Below are 22,998 nucleotides of genomic sequence, written 5' to 3'. Positions count from 1 at the left end.
AATGGAAGAAAAGAATAAAACTAAAAAAAATACAAAAAGAAGAAAAAAGAAATCTCATAAAGGACCTGTACTTCTTATAGCTTTCTTTTTAATAGTTGCTGCAGTTGGAGGATTCTATGTATATCTTTTAAATTTTAGCAATAATTCATCTAAGCTTCCAAGTCCTAACATCAGTAAACAAGTTGAAAAAGATGAGCCAGTTAATATTTTAGTTATGGGAGTTGACATAGGAAATCCTAAAAATTCGGCAGAACCTAAGAGAACAGATACTATAATTTTGCTTCATTATAATCCAGTAAGTCAAAAGGCGGAAATGATTTCGATTCCTCGTGATACTTTGATACAGATTAATGGGAAAAATCAAAAAATAAATGCTGCTCATGCTTTTGGTGGAGTAAATTTGTTAGTTGAAGAAGTAGAAGAATTGCTTAGCATAGATGTAAATTATTATGCTAAGGTAGATTATGATGGGTTTAGAAATGTAATAGATAGTATTGGTGGAGTTGATGTGACAATACCTAATAATATGTATTATGATGATGCTTCACAAAACTTGCATATTAACTTTAAAAAAGGTGAGAATGTGCATTTAGATGGTAAAAAGGCAGAAGAATTTTTTAGATGGAGACAGAACAATGATGGTACAGGCTTGGCGAATGGAGATATTGGAAGAATAGAAAATCAGCATATGCTTATGGAAAAAATAATAGATAAGTTTAAAAGCCCTGCAATACTTCTAAGAATACCAAGTTTAATGTCAGCTCTCCCAAAGTACGTGGAGACAAACATGAATCCAGATGAAATTATTAAATACGCCTATAATTTTGGATATAAAGTAGACAAATCTAATATGAAAATGGCTACACTTCAAGGAGAAGGTGAATATATAAATGGAGTATCTTATTATATATTCAAGAAAAGTTTAAATAAGCAAATACTTACAGTGTTACATGAAGAAAGTAATGTAGAAACTTTTGATAAAAGTAGTTTTAAAATTGATATATTAAATGGAACAAATAGAAATGGATTAGCAGCTAGAGTATCTTCTAAGCTTCAACAAAAGGGATATGTAAATATCAAAACGGCAAATGGTAATAAAAGCACTAAATCTAAATTAGTAGTGAATGGATTAAGTAAGGAAGTAGAGCAGATACTAAAGAGAGATTTTAATATAGAAAATATTGAATATGATGAAGATGGGGAAAATAATTATATCAAAGCTATATTAGGAGATGATTTTAAAGAATAGTCATAGCCAAAGGAGAAATAATAATGAGCAATAAATTAACTTTTAAAATAAGGGAACATAAAGGCTCAAAAATAAAGGATTACTTAAAATCGGTAGAACTTTTATCTAGTAGATTAATTAGAGGAGCAGCAAAAGAAGGACGAATTAAGGTTAATGGCGAAAGAGTAAATTTAAGATATATTTTACAAGATGATGATGTGGTTGAAGTTTATATAAATAAAGAAGAAAGCCAAGACATAGAGCCAGAAGATATGAATTTAAAAGTTATATATGAGGATGATGATATAATTGCTGTAGATAAGCCATCAGGGATAGTTGTGCACCCTACCAAAAGTCATCTTTCAGGAACTTTAGCTAATGGAATATTATATTACTTTAAGTCAAAAGGAGAGAATTGTATAGTAAGATTGGTAAGTAGACTAGACATGGATACATCTGGAGTTATAATAATAGCTAAAAACCAATTTTCACATGCAGCTTTGTCTCGAGAAATGCAAGAAAATACTTTTAAAAAGGAATACATAGCTTTAGTTCATGGCGTAATGGATAAAAGTGAAGGCACAATAGATTTACCTATATATAGAGTAGGAGAAGGAACAATAAAAAGAGTAATAGATGAAAGAGGCCAAAGAAGCATAACACATTACGAGGTTTTAGAAACTTTTAAAAATGCTACTTTAGTTAAACTTTTATTGGAAACTGGAAGAACTCATCAGATAAGAGTTCATTTAAGCCATTTAGGATTTCCTCTTTTTGGGGATAAGATATATGGTGAAGAAAATAATGACGAAGAATATATTAATAGGCAAGCGCTTCATGCATATAAAGTAGGATTTCCACATCCAAAAGATAAACATATCGTAAATCTAGAAAGTCCTTTACCTGAAGATATGAAAAGTTTAATAGAAAAATTAAAGGCTTTGGGTTAATATCTACCCCTAAGCCTTTTTTTGCGTCTATTTTGTTTGATTTTTTCAATTATTAAAAGTAAAATTAATAATACAAAAGTAAAAGATGCTATATATTTAATTATAGGAAGCTTTTCTGGAGAAGTAGCAGTATTTAAAAATTTTTTAGGTTCATAGTCCTGTCCAGCTAAAAGCTTTAATGAGCCTAGAGACTTATCATTTAGAGTTATAGTTCCTTCTGATAAAATATCGCCTTTTTTAAATGCACTATCAAAAATAGTAGTATCTTTATTATTTAAGCTTATAGCAGGGACAGAAGATGAATCTTTTTCTTTTACATAATAAAAATCCTTCTCTGCTAATAATGGAATTGATAAGTTATCCTTTTCATAATTTGTTACAAGCTGGCCTTGAGAATAAAGTTTTGCAACCTCAAAATTATTAAAACCATAATCAAATAAATTAGCTGCATCCTTAAAATAGGTTTTATTTTTGTCGTGGATAAGTGCAAGTATAAGTTTTTGTCCATTCCTTTCAGCAGTAGCTACATAAGAATGTTCAGATTGAATAGTATAACCTGTTTTACCACCCTGGCAATCTCTATAATAATATTCAGAACTTTTCTGAATAAGTCTGTTTCCATTCCATAAAGGTCTTTCTTTGTTCATTTTATTTGTAGGTGCAATTTTATAGGATGAAGTTGTAGAAATTTCGGTGTATTCAGGATGCTTAACTAGTTCTCTCATTATTATTGCTAAGTCTTTTGCAGATGTCTTGTGATTAGTATCATACAATCCATTTGGATTTACAAAGTTAGTACTTGTTGCACCAAGTTCTAGTGCACGTTTATTCATCAACTTCGCAAAATCTTCTTTAGATCCTGATATATGTTCAGCCAAGGCTTCAGCAACATCATTTGCTGAGGCAAGTAAAAGAGCATATAATAGATCCTTTACTTTAAACTGTTCTCCTTCTGATATGTATATTTTGCTTCCATCCGCAAAAGGTGGTTTTGACCCGACAGTTACTACATCTTCTAAATCACAATTTTCAAGAGTAAGTAAAGCTGTCATTATTTTGGTAGTGGAAGCTGGGGGATATGGTGAAGTCATATTTTTACTATAAATTACTTCTCCTGTGGAAGCATCCATTAGTATGGCTCCATCTGCAGACACCTCTGGTGGCCTGACAGCAGCAGAAACAGTATTATTTAAAAATAATGTTAGCAATATGATAACGTTTAAGAAAAATTTACATATTTTTTTCATTTCATCTCCTCCAATTATTATAAAAATAATTATAACAAAAAAATTATTCTAATGCGATATTAATTATTGAAAATTGACAATAATTCTAAATGGCAATATATTCAGAAGGAGGAAAATTCCTTGAAAATTAAGATTCAAGATAAAAAAGTATATGGTTCCTTATTCATATTATGCATATTTATTATTTTTTTAATTGTAGGATATAAAGTTTCTAATGTCAATAAACCTGTTAATAATCAAGATATCTTTGAAGAAGAGGCAATAGAAGATAAGAATAAAGGTGGAAATATAGTGGTATATGTAAATGGAGAAATAAAAAATCCTGGAGTATACATACTTAAAGAAAATAGCAGAGTAGAAAATGTAATAAAAGCTGCAGGGGGATTTACTGAAAAAGCTGATAAAGAAAAAATAAATTTAGCTAAGAAATTAAAGGATGAGGATTATATACTAATAAGTAAAAGAGTAGATGAATTAAGTAATAATACATCAAATAAAGAAACAAAATCTAAAAAAGAACCTTTATTTAAAGAGCCTGATAAAGTGAATTTAAATACTGCAACTAAAGAAGAACTAAAAACCATCCCAGGAGTAGGTGATGTAACTGCACAAAGGATAATAGATTATAGAGAGGAAAAGGGAAGTTTTAGTTCTATTGAAGAACTAAAAAATGTAGAACGAATCGGTGATAAGACCTTTGAAAAAATAAAACAATATGTAGATGTGATGTAATTGTCTAAAGCAAATCGTTGATATATAATTAAACTAAATTACACTAAGCTAAATTATAAAGAAAGAAGGTGTCTTGGCGTGGACATAAAAAGACTTACTGAGATGTCAGCTCATTCTGGATGAGCGGCTAAGATAGGGCCAGAAACTCTTTCGAATATCTTAGGTAGGTTGCCTAAGATGAAAGATGAAAATTTATTAGTAGGAATTGAGACTTCAGATGATGCTGCTGTTTATAAGATAAATGAAGATACTGCTTTAATACAAACTTTAGACTTTTTTACTCCAGTTGTTGATGACCCTTATACATATGGTCAAATTGCAGCATGTAACTCTTTAAGTGATGTATATGCTATGGGAGGTAAGCCAACAGTAGCTTTAAATATAGTAGGATTCCCAAGCTGTCTTCCTATAGAAATGTTAGGTGAAATACTTCGAGGGGGAGCGGAAAAGGTAATAGAGGCAGGAGCAGTTGTAGTAGGTGGACACTCCATTGAGGATAATGAGCCTAAGTATGGGTTATCTGTTACAGGACTTGTACATCCAAATAAAATACTTAAAAACTATGGAGCAAACGAGGGAGATATATTAATTCTTACAAAACCTTTAGGAACAGGAATAATGAATACTGCAATAAAGGCAAATACTGCCACAGAACGTGGATATGATGAAGCAGTGAAGATAATGACAACTTTAAATAAATATGCAGCAGATGTTATATTAAAATATGAGATAAATGCTTGTACCGATGTAACTGGATTTGGACTTATGGGACATAGTTATGAGATGGCTTCTTCTTCAGAGGTGTCCTTTGAAATATATAAAGATTTAATTCCATATATAGAAGAAGCAAAGGAACATGCTAACATGGGAATGGTTCCAGCAGGAACTTACAAAAATAAGAATTATTTAAAGGATAAGTATGTGCTTAATGGAGTTCCGGAATGGATGGAGGATATTTTATTTGATCCTCAAACTTCAGGAGGGCTTTTAATATCTTTAGATAGTGAATATGGGAAAAGTATTATGGAGGAATTATCTAAGTTGGAATTAGAAAGTTCCATCATAGGAAAAGTAGTTAAAAAGCAAGAAAAAACAATAATAGTTGAATAGTTATATAGGCGGATAGGTGAATTTATGGATAAGAATGATTTACTAAGAAAGCTTCCTAAAATAGATGAAGTTCTTAAAGATGATAAATTAAATTATGCTTTAAATAATAGCTGTAGAATTATAGTCTTAGAAGCTGCAAGAAAGGTTATAGACAGCTATAGAGAGAAAATATTAAAGAAAGAAATTGAAGACTATAGTAAAGAAGAAATTATAGAAGAAATCTTAAAAGAAATAAATAAGAAATCTCTAAGCAATTTAAGGAAAGTCATAAATGCTACAGGAGTAATTATTCATACAAATCTTGGTAGGTCAATTTTATGCAAAGAGGCTATAAAAAATGTAATGAATGTAAGTGAAAGCTACTCTAATTTAGAATATAATCTTGAACAAGGCTTAAGAGGAACAAGGTATGAACATATAGAAGAATTGATTACTAAACTGACAGGAGCAGAGGCGGCATTAGTTGTAAATAACAATGCTGCAGCTGTTATGCTTGCATTAAATACAGTATGTAATGATAAGGAAGCTATAGTTTCTAGGGGAGAGTTAGTTGAAATAGGTGGGTCCTTTAGAGTGCCAGATGTTATGAAATTTAGTGGAGCAAAACTTGTAGATGTGGGAACTACTAATAGGACACATTTATATGACTATGAAAATTATATAAATGAAAACACAGGAGTGCTTTTAAAGGTACATACTTCTAATTTTAAAATATTAGGGTTTACAGAAAGTGTACCCTTAGAAGAAATGGCAAGGCTAGGTGATAAATACAACATACCTGTTATGGAGGATATAGGAAGTGGAACCTTAATAGACTTTTCCAAGTATGGATTAAGTTATGAGCCTACAGTACAGGCAAGTATAAAGAAGGGTATAGATATAGTAACTTTCAGTGGAGATAAGATGCTTGGAGGACCTCAAGCAGGAATAATAGTAGGGAAAAAGAAATACATAGATGAAATGAAAAAAAATCAGTTAACAAGGGCTTTAAGAATAGATAAAATGACATTGTCGGCTCTTGAAGGAACTCTAAAAATGTATCAAGATGAAAATTTAGCAATTGAGCAGATACCTACTTTGCATATGATACTAAGTGATGAAAATATACATGAAAAAAGAGCTTATAAATTATTAGAAATGCTTAAAAAGGAGTTAGATAGCAGTTGGAAATTAAAAGTAGATAGGGATTATTCCATGGTCGGAGGCGGCTCAATGCCAGAGGAAAAGATAAGTACTTATGTTGTTAAGATTAAAAACTCTATTTATAAGCCAATGCAATTAGAAGGAATGCTAAGAAAAAATGAACCACCTATAATTATTCGCATAAGTAGGGATGAAATTATAATGGATTTAAGAACTATTTATGACAAAGATTTTGAAATAATAGTAGAAGCTCTAAAAGATAAATAACTTTAGAAAATAAAAAGGAGAGGGGAGGGCATAAATGAACCATATTGTAGTTGGAACGGCAGGACATATAGACCATGGCAAAACTACCCTTATTAAAGCGTTAACAGGTAAAGATACAGATAGATTGAAGGAAGAAAAGCAAAGAGGGATATCTATAGATTTAGGATTTGCTTTTTTTGATTTGCCGTCTGGCAATAGGGCAGGTATAGTTGACGTTCCAGGACATGAAAAATTTATAAAGAATATGCTTGCAGGAGTTCAAGGAATAGATATAGTTTTGATGGTTATTGCAGCAGATGAAGGGGTAATGCCACAAACCATTGAACATCTTCAAATACTAAAACTTTTAGGAATAAAAAAGGGATTAATAGTCGTCACTAAATGTAGCAAAGTTGATAGGGAATGGTTAGAAGAAATTAAGTTAGATATTAGAGAAAAGTTTAAGGATACATTTTTAGAAGATGTTGATATACATGAGGTAGATTCGATTACAGGAGCAGGATTAAAGGAACTTATTACATCCTTAGATAAAGCTTCATCCGAGGTAACTGGGAAAAATATAAGTGGTCATTTTAGAATGCCTGTTGACAGAGTGTTTTCTATAAGTGGTATAGGAACAGTAGTAACAGGAACTATTTTAAATGGAAGTGTAAATGAAGGAGACTCTATTGAGGTATATACTAAAGGAGCTACAAGCAAAGCCCGCAGCATACAGGTCCATGATCAAAGTGTGAAGGTAGCAGAAAGTGGAGAGAGATGCGCATTAAATCTTTCTGGAATTAAAACTTCAGAAGTTAAAAGAGGAGATATAATAGCTGCGATAAATTCACTAAATCCTTCGTTTATAATAGACTGCAAATTCAACTATCTTAAAAGTAATGAAAAGCCACTTAAAAATAATCAAAGAATAAAAATTTATCATGGCACATCCGAAATAATAGGAAGAGTAAGTATTTTAGATAAAGAAGAAGTTATTCCAGGAGAAGAAGCATATATACAAATAAGGCTAGAGGAGGAAATTGCATGTAAAAGGGAAGATAAATTTGTAATAAGAAACTATTCTCCAATGGTGACTTTAGGGGGAGGAACAATAATTGAATCATTAGCTAAGAAGGCAAAGAGATATAATAAAAAATATATAGATGAACTAATTATAAAAGAAAAAGGAGAAAAAAAAGAAATACTAGAAAAACTCATAGAAGATTTGAGTAACATATTTCCAAATAAAAAAGAGTTATTGAAGTATTTTTCCATAAGTGAAGAAGAATTTAGCAGCCAAATAAAAGTTCTATTAGAAGACAAAAAAATATTTAATATATTATTAGATAATGGAGAAGTATACGTTCACAATAATTTTTTACAAGATAGATTTAATAAAGTGGTTCACGAATTAGAATTATTTCATGATAGAAATCCTTTGAGGCTGGGCATGGATAAGGAAGAGTTAAAAAGTAAAATGTTTAAACAAGGGGTAAAATCTAAAATATATGACTATATACTTTCTTATGGTATAGAACAAGAATTAATTAGAAGAAATGACAATTACATATCTTTAAAAGAATTTAACATAAAATATACTGAGGTACAAAATAAGATTAGAAATTATATCATAATAGAATATAAAAAAGAGATGTTTAATCCTCCCAAATATAGTGATCTAATAAAATTTGAAAAAAGTACACAAGACTTTGAGAAAATATATAATTTACTAATGGAATCAGGTGAGCTCGTAAAACTTCCAGAAGAAGTTGTTTTAAGTATTGAAGCAGTGAATCAAGCTAAAGACAAACTTATAAGTTATATTGAAAAAAATGGTAATATTAATGTAGGAATTCTTAGAGATGAATTAAAAACTAATAGAAAAGTAGCTGTTGCCCTTTTAGAGTATTTTGATGAAATTAAATTAACTAAGAGAGTAGAAAATACAAGAATATTATATTGAAATTGCTAATCTCCAATTTATAGTCTCTTTTGTTAGCGATTAGAGACTAGTGATTATAAGTTGGTATTGACTTATTAAAGCATATAATTTAAAATGTAACTATTCTGGGGGTAGATAAGTGCTGGTGTGCTTGCTGGTCTTCAACACCATGTTGCCGTGCTAATACCACGACGGGTGGGTTCGATTCCCACATACTCCCACCAAATAAATTGTATAAAGGCGTTTAACTAATTTAATTAATTGGTTAAGCGCCTTTTATTTGATAATCACTAAATTCAGTTGGTTTTTACGGAATACAGTTCTTTATTTGTATACTTATAAAAAATTAATAATAAAAAATGATATTGTGGTTATAATAATTATTGTACGATAACCTCTTCATTTTTAACTTCCCGCGTAATGCGGGATTTTTTGTCTCAAAATATGAAAAAACAGGAGGGAAAATATATGCATAAAGAAAGTAAAAAAAGAAATGGAAGAGAAAATAAAGATTATAACAAAAGCGGTGGAAGACCTGAAATAATATCTGATGACGAAATTAAGAAAAATCCTATAAAAGGGGCAAAATAGCAATTAGGGATTAGGTACTAGGTTTTGAATTAATAAAATTTTGTATATGTAAAGTTTTATAGTTCCTAGTACCTTAGTTCTAATTTACATGGTTGGTTGTTAAATAAAAAGGAAATTAGTTTTTAATGTAGAATATATATTAATTTAGGATATAAAAATAGTATAAATTTTTTGCTAAGAAGGGAGCAATATATATGGAAAAAGAGTTTGTATTTAATTATGGAGATTCAGAACAGTTTATTGATTACAATCCAGGGGACAAGTTTGAATTTAATTTTCCAAGTGGAGCTATATTTTTTGCAGCAAGCAACGAAGGTATGGTTTTCTGTAATAAAATAAACATATTTAAAGAAGAAATAGGAACACAAATACATACAAAAATAGGTTTATATGATAATGAAAATTTATTAGGTTTCTTTTTTGTAGATGTAGAGAAAAAAATAAACATAATATTATCATCAGATGATACTGTATTTAAAGGAGTATTTATATATAACGCGTATTAGAAAAAGCTGTCTTAACAAAGACAGCTTTTTAACAATTTAAATAGATACAATTTGTCAATTTGTTAACATTATTTTCAATAAATGGTAGAAATGAAACCATTTATCTGGTAAAATATATAGATAAAATATATAGATAAAATATCTCAATAAACTAACATGCACTAATTCTAATGAAATCAGAGATTTCTTTAAATTATGTAATTATGTAAGCAAATGTGTTAAATTAAAACATCAGGGGGGATAAAGGTGCGTAAAAAGGAAATTGTGGCAATGATATTAGCAGGTGGACAAGGTACTAGATTGGGGAATTTAACAAAAGAAAATGCAAAACCAGCTGTTCCTTTCGGAGGTAAGTATAGAATAATAGATTTTACTTTAAGTAATTGTTCAAATTCAGGTATTTATACAGTTGGAATACCTACACAATATCAACCACTTATTTTAAATTCTCATATAGGAATAGGAAGTCCTTGGGATCTAGATAGGGCAAATGGAGGGGTTGTATTATTACCACCTTACCAAACTAAAACAGGTGGCGATTGGTATAAAGGTACTGCAAATGCTATCTATCAAAATATAGGATTTATAGATCAATATGATCCCGAGTATGCTCTTATATTGTCAGGAGATCATATATATAAGATGGATTATTCTAAAATGCTGGATTTCCACAAGGAAAAGGGAGCAGATGCAACAATTGCAGTTATAGAAGTTCCATATGAGGAAGCAAGTAGATTTGGAATTATGAATACAGATGAAAATGATAATATATATGAATTTCAAGAAAAGCCTAAAGAGCCTAAAAGCAACTTAGCGTCCATGGGAATATATATATTCAATTGGAGTAAATTGAAACAATTTTTGCAAGAAGATGAAAAGGACAAATTATCTTCAAATGACTTTGGTAAAAATATAATTCCTAAAATGCTCGGTGAAAATGAAAAACTTTGTGCATATAGATTTAATGGTTACTGGAAAGATGTGGGAACTATTGAAAGTTACTGGCAAGCTAATATGGATTTAATAAAGGATGATATAGATTTTAATATATATGATAATTCATGGAAGATATATTCAGTAAATCCAGTAAGGCCACCTCAATATATTTCTTCGGAGGCTTCTATAAAAAATTCACTTATAACAGAAGGATGTTATATATATGGTGAAGTTATGAATTCAATAATATTTCCAGGTGTATATATAGAAAAGGGAAGCAGAATAGAGAATTCTGTAATAATGTCTAATGTTCATATAGGAAAAAACTCTACAGTTAAAAAAGCAGTAATAGGAGATAATGTGAAAATTTCAGATGACTCAAATATTGGCGATGGACAAGAAATTGCTGTGATAAGTTTTGAGGAATAACTATCCTAAAGGAGTGAAAGATATGCTTAAAGATTATATGGGGATTTTAAGTTTAGATGAAAATGAGGATAATATAAGACCTCTTACTTTTGGAAGGCCATTAGCTTCCATACCAATAGGTGGTAGATATAGAATTATAGATTTTATATTATCGAATATGGTTAATTCAGGAATAGATAATATAGGTATATTTACAAAAACTAAGTCTCGTTCACTTTTAGATCATTTAGGTTCTGGGAAACCTTGGGATTTAGATAGAAAAATAAATGGATTGTTTGTATTCAACTTTGGGCCTATTGCATCCTATGATGGAGATGTAGATTCCTTGAAAAATAATATGGAGTATTTTTCAAGAAGTAAACAAAATTATGTAATATTAGCATCTTCTAATATGATATGTAATATTGACTTTAGTAAGGCAGCACGCCATCACGAGGAGTCAGGTAAAGATGTAACATTTGTGTATAAAAAGGTTCAGGATGGAAGAAGAAATTTTATAGGGACAGATGTTATAAATTTAGAAAACAATAATAGGATAGTAAGTATAGGGAAAAATATAGGAAAAGAAGATAATCTTAATATATTTATGGGCATAATGATTATGAAAAAGGAATTTGTAGTTGAAATAATTCAAACTTGTCTACAAACAGGCTGTGCTAAGAATATTAAAGATTATATAAAAAATAATCTTAAAAATATAACCACTGATGCATATGAATTTAAGGGTTACTTACAATGTATAAATTCAGTAAATGCATATTTTAAGGCTAGTATGGATATGCTGGACGAAAAAATAAGTAGAGAACTTTTTTATGAAAATGGACTTATATATACAAAGGTAAAGGATGAAGCGCCAACAAAATATGGTGAAAATGCAGAAGTGTCGAATTCATTAATAGCCAATGGATGTATAATAAATGGTAAAGTAAAAAATAGTGTAATTAGTAGAAGAGTAAATATACACAAAGGGGCGCAAATTGAAAATTGCATAATCATGCAAGGTGCGGAAATTCATGAAAATGTAAAACTTAAAAATGTAATAATAGATAAGAATAATATAATCGAAAAGAAGAAAGAATTAAGAGGAGATAAGGAATTTCCAATAGTTATAGAAAAAAGATCTTTATACTAGGGAGTGTAGCACTATGAAAGTATTATTTGTAACATCAGAAGCTCATCCGTTTTTAAAAACAGGGGGGCTTGCCGATGTAGCATTTGCTTTACCTAAAGCGTTAAGAGCTCTAGGTATAGATGTAAGGGTTATCATGCCAAAGTACAGTGATATAAGTGAATGCTATAAAAATAACATGGTAACCCTTAAGGAATTTAATGTAAATTTAGGATGGAGAAATCAGTATGTAGGGCTTCAATATATAGAAGAAGAGGATATACCTTTTTATTTTATAGATAATGAGTATTATTTTAAAAGAAAAGGTGCTTATGGATATGATGACGATGGAGAAAGGTTTTGTTATTTTTCTAAGGCAGTAATTGAAAGCATAAGGTACATGAAGGATTTTAAACCTCATATAATTCATAATAATGATTGGCATACTGCAATTATTCCAGTGCTTTTAAAAGAAAACTATAGCAAGGATGAGTTATACAGCAGTATACAAACTATACTTACTATACACAATTTAAGATATCAGGGAGTGTTTTCTAAAGAATTTTTAGGAGATTTACTTCCTCTTGGGGAAGAGTGCTTTGTAGAAAATAAGCTTAAATACTATGATGCGATATCTTTTATGAAAGGTGGCATAGTATATTCAGATAGAGTGACTACGGTAAGTGAAACCTATGCACAGGAAATACAAACACCTTTTTATGGAGAAGGCCTTGATGGGCTTTTAAAGAAAGTAAGTTATAAGTTAAGTGGAATAGTAAATGGTATAGATTATGATATATATAATCCTAAAAAAGATAAGGATATATATTTAAATTATAGTGAGGAAAGTATAGTAAATAAAAAGAAAAATAAAGAAATGCTTCAACATCAGTTAGGACTACCAGTAAACAAAGATATTCCTATGATTGGTATAATATCTAGGCTTGTAGATCAAAAGGGATTTGATTTAATATCAGAAGTAATGGATGATATAATGAACTTGGATCTACAAATGGTTATATTGGGTACTGGTGATAATAAGTATGAAAAAATGTTTAAGTATTATGCAGAAAAATATCCAACTAAAATATCCTGTAATATATACTTTAGCAATGATTTATCTAAAAAGATATATGCAGGATCGGACTTGTTTTTGATGCCTTCTTTATTTGAACCTTGTGGAATAGGGCAGCTTATTGCAATGGAATATGGAACTCTTCCTATTGTAAGGGAAACGGGAGGACTTAGAGATACAGTGATATCATATAATGAATATACAGGAAAAGGTAACGGGTTTTCCTTTACCAATTATAATGCAAAAGATATGTTATATACTATAGAAAGAGCTATAAATTTTTATAAAGATAGATCAGTATTCAATAATATAGTAAGAAATGCTATGAGGACAGATAATAGCTGGAATAGCTCAGCGTACAAATATATAGAACTTTATGATGATCTTTTGTGGAATAAATAAAATTGCTAAGTAATTTTTTAGCAATAAGGAACTAGGTGCAAGGAGATAGGAAATGTAGGAATTTTGTCTTAACAAAATTCCTTATAACCCTAGTACCTAGCACCTGTATCCTAGAACTTAAGAGGCTGCTTCACAACTTCTTAGCGGGGTGATATAAATGATGATAGGCATAGGAGAAGTAGACTTACAAGCAAATTGGGTTCATTCGTTAAAGGAAAAGAGAATGATAGTACAAAGTTTAATAAAAAGAGTTCAAAACAAGTTTAATGTTTCTATTGCTGAGGTAGATAATCAAGATAAGCATCAAATTGTTACTTTAGGCATTTCTTGTGTAAGTAATTCAACTGCACATGCAAATGAAGTAATACAACATGTAATTAATTTTATAGAATCAAATACAGATGCAGTGCTAATTGACTTTCATATAGAGATAATTTGAAATTTATTTAACAATAAAGTAATTAAGTTGAAATTTAAAACGAAAACATCTCAATATAAATTGGGATGTTATTAATTTTTCCAATAAATTATCGATAATATCACTATAATACCACTATATGGAGGAAAGACAGTGTTATGAATTGGTACAACAAAAGTTGGAATGATGTAGTAACAGAGCTTAAAAGTGATGTTGATGAAGGATTAGATATTACTCAAGTAGAGGAAATCAATAAGGAGAATGGTGGGAATATAATTAAAATACCTAAAAGTAATAGTTTTTTTAATATTTTATTAAAGCAAATATTTGAACCTTGGTCAATTATTATGCTTTTATCTTTGAGTATATATTTATATTTTAATAAGTGGATAGAAATATTTCTATTTATAATTATGTTTTTCATAAGCATAGGAATTTTAAGTATAATCAAGTACAGGGAAGGAAATGAATTATTAGAATTAAAAAAACTAGAAGCTTTTAAATGTAAAGTAATAAGGGATGGGAAAGAAGAAATAGTTTTATCAGAGGAATTAGTTAATGGTGATATAGTAATATTAAATAAAAATGAGATAGTTCCAGCAGATATTAGAATTATAGAAGCATATTCATTAAAAGTGAAGGAAGGAGCAATAACAGGAGAAGGTGATTTGGTAGAAAAATATTCCACAATGATAGAAGAAAGAGAAATACCACTAAGTGAAATGAGAAATATACTTTTTAAATCATCTGTTATTATAGATGGCTATGTTAAGGGGATAGTAATTTCAACTGGTATACATACAAAAATAAGTGAAATAATTTCAGCAAGTTTTAAAGCACAAGATAATAAGGCTTCTTTTATAAATACCTTAAAGAAGATTGTTAACCAATTTGTATTATATATTTTATACATAAATTTCATGTTTTTGTTAATAAGGATTCTCTTTTTAAAAAAATCTATCACTAACTCGTTAGTTTTATTTGCTAATACAAATTTTGCAGGAATTCCAATTAGTTTAATATTCATATTTATAATTATAATTTCCTTTGCTCAAGAACATTTTAATAAGGGAAATATAAATTTAAAAGACATATCTGTTATAGAAAAGCTTTCTATGACAAATTTGATATTGAAGGAAAAGGTAGGATCCTTTTCAGAAGAGTATGTAAATGTAGAAAAAGTTTATACAAACAACACTTTAATACATCATAAAGACATAAATAACTATTATGATAAAGATGAAAGTCATATGATTAAAAGACTATTACATATTGGAATATTGTGTAATGATACTAAATTTATAGATGATAATTATGTAAATGAAAAGATGGATTTATCAGAAATTGAACTTGTGAGATTTTCTCTTCAGTTTGGTATAAAGAAATATATTCTAGAGGATAAATATAAAAGGTTGTATAAAATTCCATATGATAAAGAAAGAAGAATGATGACTACTATAAATTACATAGATGGGAATTATAGAGCTCATGTTAAAGGGTCAGTTAATTCTATTTTATCCACATGTACACATATATTAAAAAATGGCATAGAAAGAGAAGTAACTGATGAGGAGATACGTAATATAAAAAATATGCATAGACTTATGTCTACTCAAGGTCTTGCAGTTACGGCATTTGCCTATAGAAATTTCAACTATGAACCGAGCCTTAAGGAAAATATAGAAAGTAATCTTGTGTTCGTAGGCATTATAGGATTCTTAAATCCACCTAAGGAAAATATAGAGGAAGTTTTAAGAGAATTTAACCTATTAAATATAAGACCAATTTTAATTACGGAAGAAAATAAATTAACTGCAGAGGCATTTGGCAAAAAAATAGGAATTATAAACAATATTAAAAAGTCATTAACAGGAGCAGAACTTGATAATATAACTTTAGAAGAGCTTAAAAGAATATTGAGTAAAATAAATGTATTTTCAAGGATAGGTGTAAAACATAAATTAAAAATAGCAGAGCACTTTAAAGAAAATAATTTAATATTTATGGAAGGAAGCAAAGTTTCAGATCTTCCATACTTAATGCTTACCAATGTATCTTATTCTTATGGGAAAAGTAATATACTAAAGAACATATGTGATATGTCAGGAGAAAAAATATCATTAGAAACTCTTTTGAATACAATTAAAAGTTGTCGTAAAATGATAAATAAAATAAATAGTACAATAGAATATATATTTACTATATATACTTGTAATGTACTAAGTATTATTTTGTTGGATTTGCTCAACTACAGTATAGGAATTAATTTGATAGATATATTTTGGACAAGTTTCTTAACCATATCTATAGGTGGACTTTGTATATTTTTAGATTTTCTTAATGAAGAAGATATTTATTATGGAAATCTCTTGGATAAAAACATTTTAAAAGACAATAAAGTTAATTTCTTTATAAGAGGAATATTTATAAATGCATTGTTAGGTGGAATTATTTACATATTACTAAGACAAGATTTCCAGTATATGATGTTGGCAGTGAATTTAGTGAACAATATAATATTTGCAGTTTATTCATTAAAATTCTTTAAATTTAATCCATTTAAAAATAGTATTTGTAGAAATATATTTATTTTAAATTTAATACTACAAATGTTATATATAGGAATAAAATATTACCATAATCTGATTACTATGGTTAGCTCATAATATACTTTAACTCATATAATGAATTATAAAAATATAATAATTCATTATATGGGAGGGAAATGTATGGAGTTTAGTTATAAAGGGGTTGCTCTTATCCCAATAATAACTTTTTTAGTAGATGTGCTTAAAAGTTTAGGGTTAAAGCCTAGATATGCTCCCTTTGCATGCTTAGTACTTGGAATATTATTTGGTATGTTTTTTTTAGAATGTAGAGATATAAGAGAAAATATACTTCAAGGAATACTAATGGGAACCAGCGCTACTGGATTATACTCTAATGGTAGACGAGCTAGTAATACAATGAAGGATATGAAAAATAAAAGAGAAAACAAGAATAAAGAATAATGATAAAATGATTAAACCTCCATATTGATGGCTAAAATTTAATGTGGAGGTGTATTTTTGTTATGGAATATTTAATTATATACTACTCCATGGCGCTATTAATTGGATGTTTTACAGCATATTTAATCAATTTTAATATGCTTTATGCCGCAATTTGTATCATGTGCTTTTTAGTGGTAATGTATTTTACAATGCCTAAAAAGTTTTTTTGTTTAAATATAGCTTTTTTCATGTGTGGCTTTTTAAGCTTTAAATTTTACTTTGACTTTTCACTTGCAAATAATACGGAAGTAAGAATTTTAGAAGTTAAGGAAGATACTGCCTTAGGTTCTGTAAGTGGAAGAAATATTTTGATTGAGGGAGAAATTAAAGATTTGAAAGTTGGCTATAAGACTTTTATTACTGGAAGCTTTAAAAAGCAGAATATATATGAAAGGGGTATTATAGGAATTTATGATATAAAAAGCCATGAGACTAGTGGAGAAGATTTAAAATCTTTATCTTATAAGTTAAAGGAGTATACTAACAAGTCCTTAGCTGTGTTTTTAACAGAAAATGAAGCAGCGCTTACTAGATCATTAAGTTTTGGAGATACAAGTCTTCTTTCAGAGGAGCAAAAATTAATATTTAAAAAGTTAGGGGTTGTGCATGCAGTAAGTGTTTCAGGACTTCATATATCTATAATATATAAAGCAGTGGAAGGGATAGCAGGTACTTATTTAGGAGTTCTTATATCTTTATTATATGTACTATTTTCAGGAAGCAAGTCCTCGGCATTTAGAGCATTTATAATGATCTTAATTTTAAAATTATCTAAAAAGATACATAAAAATTATAATGGAATTTGCTCATTAAGTTTTGCATTTATGCTGTTGCTATTTGCTAAACCTTACTATTTTATGGATATGGGATTTTGCCTATCTTTCCTAGCAACACTTGGAATCATTCTGTACTATTCTAATATCCAAAGAGCCCTCTATAGGCTTCCAGATATCTTAAGAAGTCCTTTAAGTTTAACTTTAAGTGCACAAATATTTACATTGCCTTATCTTGGCCTTAGTATGGGAACCTTTAACTGGAGCTTTATTGCAGGAAATATATTTCTCATACCTATATATTCTATATTGGTTATACTTGGGAACTTGAGTATTTTGTTTTTATGGATACCTAATGTATTTAAGCTTATTTGTTACGGTATAAAAATAATTTGTATAGCTCTAGAAGGGGGGTACTATTTACTTCTAAATGGAACATCTCTAACTACAAATTTTGGACAAAGAGAAGCTATATGTTTTTTTATAATATATTTAAGCTTTGTAATGATAAAGTATGGATATAAGAAATTCGAATTTATTCCAATGTTTATAGTTATAAGTTTAATTTTTAGTTATTTTACATTGTTCCCTGAAATAAATATTATAAAGTTTAAGGACATAGAAGCAATAATAGTTCAGGATAAATTTAATTCTACCATGGCAATTTCATATCCTATAACTGAAGGGAAATATGCAATTAGGCTTGAAGAATATTATAATGTACACAATATAGTAAGTTGTACGTATAAGGATATGCCCGTATCTTATAAATTAAAGGATTTAAAAATAAGTAACAGTATTAAGGACAATATAATAAAACTTAAAAATCAGAGTAATAAACATGGTGAGAAAAATATTTATTATCACTATGATATAATAGATGAAGATGTAATAAAGGTATCTTCTTATAAAATATTTTTTGGAAGACCTATTAATTGGAGGTGGGATAAAATTTGATAGATATATCTAAATTAGATGATCAAATAAAAAAAGATAAATTTCACAATTGTTATATATTTTGTGGATATGATGAAGAGCTTATCAAAGAAAAAATAAATCGAATAGTAAGTAAAAACATAGATGAAAATTTTATAGACTTAAATTATGTTAAGTTTGATGGAAACAAGTTGGAAAGTCTTGATGTAGTTATAAATGCATCAGAAACATTGCCATTCATGAGTGATAAAAAAGTTGTATTAGTATATAGAGCGAGTTTTCTTGAAGATGGTGAGGATACTGCTAAAAAAGCCATATATAATAATTTTGAGGCATATATAAAGAACGTACCTAGTTCTTGCATATTAATTCTTTATTATGTGTTTAAGGATAAAAGAGAAAAGCCGAGTAAGAAACTAAATAAACTAGATAAAATTTCATGTGTAGTTAAAATGGATAAGATTTATGGAAAAAACTTAGAATCAAAGGTAAAGGAATTTTTTGAAAAAAGAGGTAGGAATATAGGTAATACAGAGTTAAAGCTTTTTTGTTCAAATCTTCCTAGCGATTTAGGAATAGTGGAAAATGAAATAGAAAAGTTATGTTGTTATGCTATGGATAGGGAAATAACAAAAGATGATATTTTGCAATTATACCCTAAGAAAAGGGAGAATGATATATTTGATTTAGTTGACTATATGGGGGATAAAAAATTAAAAGAAACCATAGATGTAGTAAACGAGCTTATGTTTAAGGGGCAGGAGGAAATTTACATATTATATATGATTGAAAGACAACTTAAGCTTTTATATAAAATAAAGCACAGTATTGATAATGGAAAGAGTAGAGCTACACTAGGCACAGAATTAAAACTGCCGCCTTTTATTGTAGATAAGTTAGTTTTACAAAGCAAAAAATTTACGGCAAGGCAATTAAAAGAAGCTATTAAAATATGCTTAAATTCTGAGCAGTTACTTAAAAGTTCTACAGTAGATAAAAGAACGGAATTAGAATTACTTATAATAAACACTATAACCTTAAAATAAAATAAACCGGTGAAATTCACCGGTTTTTTTATTATGCATTTAAAGCATTTAATTTTGCAGCTAATCTTGATTTAGCTCTAGCAGCTTTGTTTTTATGTAAAACACCTTTACTAGCAGCCATATCTAAAGCTTTAGTTGTAGCTTTGAATTCTACTTTTGCTTCATCAGCGTTTCCAGCAGTAACAGCAACTAAAAACTTCTTTATTGTAGTTTTTAGAGCGGACTTAACCATTCTATTTTGCATAGTTTTCTTTTCGATAACTTTTATTCTTTTTTGTGCTGATTTTATATTTGCCATTTCTTTTCACCCCCTTGTATTTTAATAGGGTCTCAGCAGTTTTTGGGGAAATCTGCGTATGAGTTTCACTTTATTAACAAATGCTATTATAGCATTTATTTTTGTGTACTTCAAGTATAATTTAACTTTTATTTATGAATATGAGATACACGCAAGGGAATAATAGGATTAAAAATATTAGGTATAGAAAGGAAGAAATGCTATGCTAAATATAAGAACGGACTTGGCGGTAGAAGCAAAGGAGATATATGAAGAACAAAATAAAGGGAAAATTCCAGGTGTTGAGGTAAAAGATTATGTTGAAAAAGATATAAAGGTTACAGAAGTAAGTATCTTAGATGATGTAGGAGAAAAGATCATGAATAAGCCTAAGGGGAAGTATATAACCTTAGAAATACCAGAAGTCACAACTTATGATCAAGAGGGATTAGAAGAAATAAGCAAGATTTTTGCAAAAGTACTGTCAGGTTTGGTAAAACTAGATGAAAGTATGACAGCCATGGTAGTAGGACTTGGAAATTGGAACATTACACCAGATGCATTGGGACCTAGGGTTGTAGAGAAAATTATGGTTACGAGACACTTGAAACAGTTAATTCCAGACCAAATAGATGAAGGGATAAGACCAGTATGTGCATTAGCTCCAGGTGTGTTAGGGCTTACTGGAATGGAAACAGGTGAAATAATAAAAGCTGTATCACAGAAAATAAAACCTAATTTAATAATATGTATAGATGCATTGGCTTCAAGAAGACTTGAAAGAGTAAATAGAACTATACAAATAGGGAATACAGGGATTTCACCAGGATCTGGTATAGGAAATAAGAGAATGGAAATAAGTGAAAGAGCATTAGGAATACCTGTTATAGCTATAGGCGTGCCTACTGTGGTGGATGCAGCAACCATTGCAAATGATAGTATAGATATGGTATTAGATGAAATGATACGTGGAGCAACTCAAGGCGGGAAGTTTTATAGTATGTTAAAATCTATAGACAGAACTGAAAAAGAGAGAATGATACAGGAACTTTTGAGACCTTATGTTGGAAGCTTGGTTGTAACTCCTAAGGATGTAGATATGGTAATAGATTCGGTATCAAAGGTATTATCAGCAGGAATAAATATAGCTCTTCAACCAGCTCTTGAATTAAAAGAAATAAATCAATATATAAATTAATAGTCTAAAACCAGCCCTTACCTCATATATATAGTATATAATTTTACATAAGAGGTGAGGGCTATGGATATTAAAGAGCCAAAAGAGAAAAACACTCCAAGTTACTATAAGGCAAATAATCATCAAAATTTAAAACTTATATTTGCGATCATTTCTTTTATAGCAAGTGTTATTTTAATACTTCCTTTTGCAGTAAAAGCAACCTCAGGGGGAGAAACTTCAAGGCAAAATACTTTTTATATACAAGTACTTAATAATGCTATGCCAATAGTTAAGACTTCAATTTTTAATGAAGAGGATTTAGCTGAAGGGGGATTTTCTATAAAAAAAGAAGTACTTAGTGTATTTAATATAGATTTAAATAATCCTTTAGCCTTAGTTCTTAGAGAAATTCCTTCTATGTATCAAGAAGGCGAAGAAGGAGAAAATCATGAGAAAAGTGTAATATTTAATCCATTTAAGTTAAGTGAAAAAGATATATCTATTGAGCAAGAACAAAAATTGGACTTGCCTGATAAAACTGTAGGAGTATATAATCCTAAGCTTAAAAAGACTTTAAATAAAGCAAAGCCAGAAGTGTTAATTTATCACACTCACACAACCGAGAGTTTTGCTGGAATTGGAAAGGATAGTCTTCAATCAGATAAAAATATATGTGCAGCAGGTGATGCATTAGCTAAGGAATTAGAAGAAAATTACGGTATATCTGTTATTCATGATAAAACTGTTCATAATGCAGCATCATATACTGAAAGTTATGCTAGGTCGGGACCTACTGTAGATAAATATTTAAAGAAATATGGAGACTTTAAGCTTATAATAGATTTACATAGAGACTCAGTAGAAAATAAGAAGGCTGTTACTACAAGGATGAATGGAGAGGACGTAACTAAGATAATGTTTGTTATGGCTAAGAAAAGTCCCAGATATAAAAAGAATTTAGCAGTAGTAAATAACTTAATAAAAATATCTGATAGCTTATTTCCGGGTTATTGTAGAGGAATATATGACTATAATTATGGAACTAAATATTTTCATCAAAATAAGAGTGATAATGCAGTGCTTATAGAAATGGGCTCATATGTAAACAGTATTGAAGAGGCTAAAGATTCCACTAAATATCTTGGAAGAATTATTGCAGAACATATTAATGGTAAAAAGTGAATAAAAGACATATAAAAGGACATCCTTATATAATGAAATATAGTATAGGGGTGTTTTTTTATTATGAAAAAAAGATATATAGTTATAATTTTAATGGCTATATTTATAATATTTTTAGGTTTTATAGTTGTATCAAATAATACGCCTAAGTTTATAAAAAATAATTCTCCGTTCAAAATCTATTTTACAGCCAAACCTTTTGATTTTAAAGTAGAAACAAAGAAATATGTGTTTTATGTAAATGAAAAAGCTAGTGAAAATATAAAATTAAGTACATATAACTTATATAATGGCTTAAATGATAAGATAAGTTATGTTGAAAGTAAATTAGAGGATGCTTCAAATTTAATTAAAGGCAGCTTAATAGAAGTTTTAAAAAGCATCCCAATACTTAATATTATTGTTATAAAACCTTTAATTCAACATAATTATTGACAGTCCCCCTTTTGGTTGTGCTATAATTTACAGTGAATTATTCTACATTGGAG

Annotated in this window: 21 protein-coding genes and 1 tRNA gene; 20 read left to right on the top strand and 2 right to left on the bottom strand. The window is 29.0% G+C overall.

The features are described 5' to 3' along the window. Position 1: 1 nt before the first annotated feature. Positions 2-1,249, top strand: a complete 1,248-nt coding sequence (locus tag BSD9I1_RS13810; RefSeq protein ID WP_186430836.1) for an LCP family protein — start codon at positions 2-4, stop codon at positions 1,247-1,249. Positions 1,250-1,272: 23 nt separating this feature from the next. After that, positions 1,273-2,178: an RluA family pseudouridine synthase gene (locus BSD9I1_RS13805; protein WP_035308387.1), complete on the top strand. Its 906-nt coding sequence runs from the start codon at positions 1,273-1,275 to the stop codon at positions 2,176-2,178. Here the strand turns inward: BSD9I1_RS13805 and BSD9I1_RS13800 are convergent. Beyond that, the gene (locus BSD9I1_RS13800; protein ID WP_186430835.1) at positions 2,175-3,425 is read right to left on the bottom strand and encodes a D-alanyl-D-alanine carboxypeptidase family protein; all 1,251 of its coding nucleotides are present in this window, start codon (positions 3,423-3,425) and stop codon (positions 2,175-2,177) included. The genes BSD9I1_RS13805 and BSD9I1_RS13800 overlap by 4 nt on opposite strands. Positions 3,426-3,545: 120 nt before the next feature. Between BSD9I1_RS13800 and BSD9I1_RS13795 the strand changes: the two genes are divergently transcribed. From BSD9I1_RS13795 to holA, 15 genes are all read left to right on the top strand, one after another. Further along, a complete protein-coding gene (locus tag BSD9I1_RS13795) occupies positions 3,546-4,157 on the top strand; it encodes a helix-hairpin-helix domain-containing protein (protein ID WP_373419355.1) in 612 nt (203 codons plus the stop codon). 102 nt (positions 4,158-4,259) lie between these two features. Continuing rightward, positions 4,260-5,267: a selenide, water dikinase SelD gene (gene selD, locus BSD9I1_RS13790; protein ID WP_373419358.1), complete on the top strand. Its 1,008-nt coding sequence runs from the start codon at positions 4,260-4,262 to the stop codon at positions 5,265-5,267. Between the two features lie 24 nt (positions 5,268-5,291). Beyond that, positions 5,292-6,677, top strand: coding sequence for an L-seryl-tRNA(Sec) selenium transferase (gene selA / locus BSD9I1_RS13785; RefSeq protein WP_186430833.1), 1,386 nt, complete (start codon positions 5,292-5,294; stop codon positions 6,675-6,677). 34 nt (positions 6,678-6,711) lie between these two features. Beyond that, positions 6,712-8,619, top strand: coding sequence for a selenocysteine-specific translation elongation factor (gene selB, locus BSD9I1_RS13780; RefSeq protein WP_186430832.1), 1,908 nt, complete (start codon positions 6,712-6,714; stop codon positions 8,617-8,619). A 106-nt stretch (positions 8,620-8,725) separates the two neighbouring features. Next, positions 8,726-8,822 (top strand) — tRNA-Sec (locus BSD9I1_RS13775). 244 nt (positions 8,823-9,066) lie between these two features. Continuing rightward, the gene (locus BSD9I1_RS19030; RefSeq protein WP_278281260.1) at positions 9,067-9,189 is read left to right on the top strand and encodes a hypothetical protein; all 123 of its coding nucleotides are present in this window, start codon (positions 9,067-9,069) and stop codon (positions 9,187-9,189) included. A 194-nt stretch (positions 9,190-9,383) separates the two neighbouring features. Next, entirely contained in the window at positions 9,384-9,695 is a 312-nt protein-coding gene (locus BSD9I1_RS13770; RefSeq protein WP_186430831.1) for a hypothetical protein, read from the top strand. A 246-nt stretch (positions 9,696-9,941) separates the two neighbouring features. Beyond that, complete coding sequence (locus BSD9I1_RS13765) at positions 9,942-11,060, top strand: glucose-1-phosphate adenylyltransferase (RefSeq protein WP_035308398.1); 1,119 nt, start codon at positions 9,942-9,944, stop codon at positions 11,058-11,060. A 22-nt stretch (positions 11,061-11,082) separates the two neighbouring features. Continuing rightward, positions 11,083-12,192 (top strand): glucose-1-phosphate adenylyltransferase subunit GlgD, encoded by a 1,110-nt coding sequence (gene glgD / locus BSD9I1_RS13760; RefSeq protein ID WP_035308401.1) that lies wholly within the window; start codon positions 11,083-11,085, stop codon positions 12,190-12,192. 13 nt (positions 12,193-12,205) lie between these two features. Further along, a complete protein-coding gene (gene glgA, locus BSD9I1_RS13755) occupies positions 12,206-13,645 on the top strand; it encodes a glycogen synthase GlgA (RefSeq protein ID WP_186430830.1) in 1,440 nt (479 codons plus the stop codon). A 157-nt stretch (positions 13,646-13,802) separates the two neighbouring features. Next, on the top strand, positions 13,803-14,084 hold the full coding sequence (locus BSD9I1_RS13750) for a DUF503 domain-containing protein (protein WP_035308405.1): 282 nt from the start codon (positions 13,803-13,805) through the stop codon (positions 14,082-14,084). 137 nt (positions 14,085-14,221) lie between these two features. Further along, positions 14,222-16,729, top strand: coding sequence for a cation-transporting P-type ATPase (locus BSD9I1_RS13745; protein WP_186430829.1), 2,508 nt, complete (start codon positions 14,222-14,224; stop codon positions 16,727-16,729). Positions 16,730-16,792: 63 nt separating this feature from the next. Continuing rightward, positions 16,793-17,074 carry a hypothetical protein gene (locus BSD9I1_RS13740; RefSeq protein ID WP_035308407.1) on the top strand — a complete coding sequence of 94 codons (282 nt, stop codon included), beginning with the start codon at positions 16,793-16,795 and terminating at the stop codon, positions 17,072-17,074. Between the two features lie 62 nt (positions 17,075-17,136). Beyond that, positions 17,137-18,846 (top strand): ComEC/Rec2 family competence protein, encoded by a 1,710-nt coding sequence (locus BSD9I1_RS13735; RefSeq protein ID WP_186430828.1) that lies wholly within the window; start codon positions 17,137-17,139, stop codon positions 18,844-18,846. Then, positions 18,843-19,871 carry a DNA polymerase III subunit delta gene (gene holA, locus BSD9I1_RS13730; RefSeq protein WP_186430827.1) on the top strand — a complete coding sequence of 343 codons (1,029 nt, stop codon included), beginning with the start codon at positions 18,843-18,845 and terminating at the stop codon, positions 19,869-19,871. The genes BSD9I1_RS13735 and holA overlap by 4 nt, the downstream gene beginning before the upstream one ends. A gap of 31 nt (positions 19,872-19,902) precedes the next feature. Here holA and rpsT read toward each other — a convergent pair whose 3' ends face one another. Then, positions 19,903-20,169: a 30S ribosomal protein S20 gene (rpsT, locus tag BSD9I1_RS13725; RefSeq protein WP_186430826.1), complete on the bottom strand. Its 267-nt coding sequence runs from the start codon at positions 20,167-20,169 to the stop codon at positions 19,903-19,905. Between the two features lie 202 nt (positions 20,170-20,371). Here rpsT and gpr point away from each other — a divergent pair, with 202 nt between their 5' ends. The 3 genes from gpr to BSD9I1_RS13710 all read left to right on the top strand — a co-directional run bounded on the left by gpr (position 20,372) and on the right by BSD9I1_RS13710 (position 22,945). Further along, positions 20,372-21,346, top strand: coding sequence for a GPR endopeptidase (gpr, locus tag BSD9I1_RS13720; protein ID WP_035308415.1), 975 nt, complete (start codon positions 20,372-20,374; stop codon positions 21,344-21,346). A 63-nt stretch (positions 21,347-21,409) separates the two neighbouring features. Next, positions 21,410-22,510 carry a stage II sporulation protein P gene (locus tag BSD9I1_RS13715; protein ID WP_186430825.1) on the top strand — a complete coding sequence of 367 codons (1,101 nt, stop codon included), beginning with the start codon at positions 21,410-21,412 and terminating at the stop codon, positions 22,508-22,510. Between the two features lie 63 nt (positions 22,511-22,573). After that, the gene (locus BSD9I1_RS13710; RefSeq protein WP_186430824.1) at positions 22,574-22,945 is read left to right on the top strand and encodes a hypothetical protein; all 372 of its coding nucleotides are present in this window, start codon (positions 22,574-22,576) and stop codon (positions 22,943-22,945) included. The last annotated feature ends 53 nt before the right edge of the window (positions 22,946-22,998 follow it).

Origin of the sequence: Clostridium sp. BSD9I1 (genome assembly GCF_900185645.1) — a bacterium.
GTDB lineage: Bacteria > Bacillota > Clostridia > Clostridiales > Clostridiaceae > Clostridium_AK.
Note: the sequence above shows the minus strand (reverse complement) of the source record. Positions and strands in the feature narration are given on the sequence as shown.

Bases quoted from the DNA above. Each gene is read 5' to 3' on its own strand.
- BSD9I1_RS13810 (WP_186430836.1), top strand. From the start codon at position 2: ATGGAAGAAAAGAATAAAACTAAAAAAAATACAAAAAGAAGAAAAAAG.
- BSD9I1_RS13805 (WP_035308387.1), top strand. From the start codon at position 1,273: ATGAGCAATAAATTAACTTTTAAAATAAGGGAACATAAAGGCTCAAAA.
- BSD9I1_RS13800 (WP_186430835.1), bottom strand. From the start codon at position 3,425: ATGAAAAAAATATGTAAATTTTTCTTAAACGTTATCATATTGCTAACA.
- selA (WP_186430833.1), top strand. From the start codon at position 5,292: ATGGATAAGAATGATTTACTAAGAAAGCTTCCTAAAATAGATGAAGTT.
- selB (WP_186430832.1), top strand. From the start codon at position 6,712: ATGAACCATATTGTAGTTGGAACGGCAGGACATATAGACCATGGCAAA.
- BSD9I1_RS19030 (WP_278281260.1), top strand. From the start codon at position 9,067: ATGCATAAAGAAAGTAAAAAAAGAAATGGAAGAGAAAATAAAGATTAT.
- BSD9I1_RS13770 (WP_186430831.1), top strand. From the start codon at position 9,384: ATGGAAAAAGAGTTTGTATTTAATTATGGAGATTCAGAACAGTTTATT.
- glgD (WP_035308401.1), top strand. From the start codon at position 11,083: ATGCTTAAAGATTATATGGGGATTTTAAGTTTAGATGAAAATGAGGAT.
- glgA (WP_186430830.1), top strand. From the start codon at position 12,206: ATGAAAGTATTATTTGTAACATCAGAAGCTCATCCGTTTTTAAAAACA.
- BSD9I1_RS13750 (WP_035308405.1), top strand. From the start codon at position 13,803: ATGATGATAGGCATAGGAGAAGTAGACTTACAAGCAAATTGGGTTCAT.
- BSD9I1_RS13745 (WP_186430829.1), top strand. From the start codon at position 14,222: ATGAATTGGTACAACAAAAGTTGGAATGATGTAGTAACAGAGCTTAAA.
- BSD9I1_RS13740 (WP_035308407.1), top strand. From the start codon at position 16,793: ATGGAGTTTAGTTATAAAGGGGTTGCTCTTATCCCAATAATAACTTTT.
- BSD9I1_RS13735 (WP_186430828.1), top strand. From the start codon at position 17,137: ATGGAATATTTAATTATATACTACTCCATGGCGCTATTAATTGGATGT.
- rpsT (WP_186430826.1), bottom strand. From the start codon at position 20,169: ATGGCAAATATAAAATCAGCACAAAAAAGAATAAAAGTTATCGAAAAG.
- gpr (WP_035308415.1), top strand. From the start codon at position 20,372: ATGCTAAATATAAGAACGGACTTGGCGGTAGAAGCAAAGGAGATATAT.
- BSD9I1_RS13715 (WP_186430825.1), top strand. From the start codon at position 21,410: ATGGATATTAAAGAGCCAAAAGAGAAAAACACTCCAAGTTACTATAAG.
- BSD9I1_RS13710 (WP_186430824.1), top strand. From the start codon at position 22,574: ATGAAAAAAAGATATATAGTTATAATTTTAATGGCTATATTTATAATA.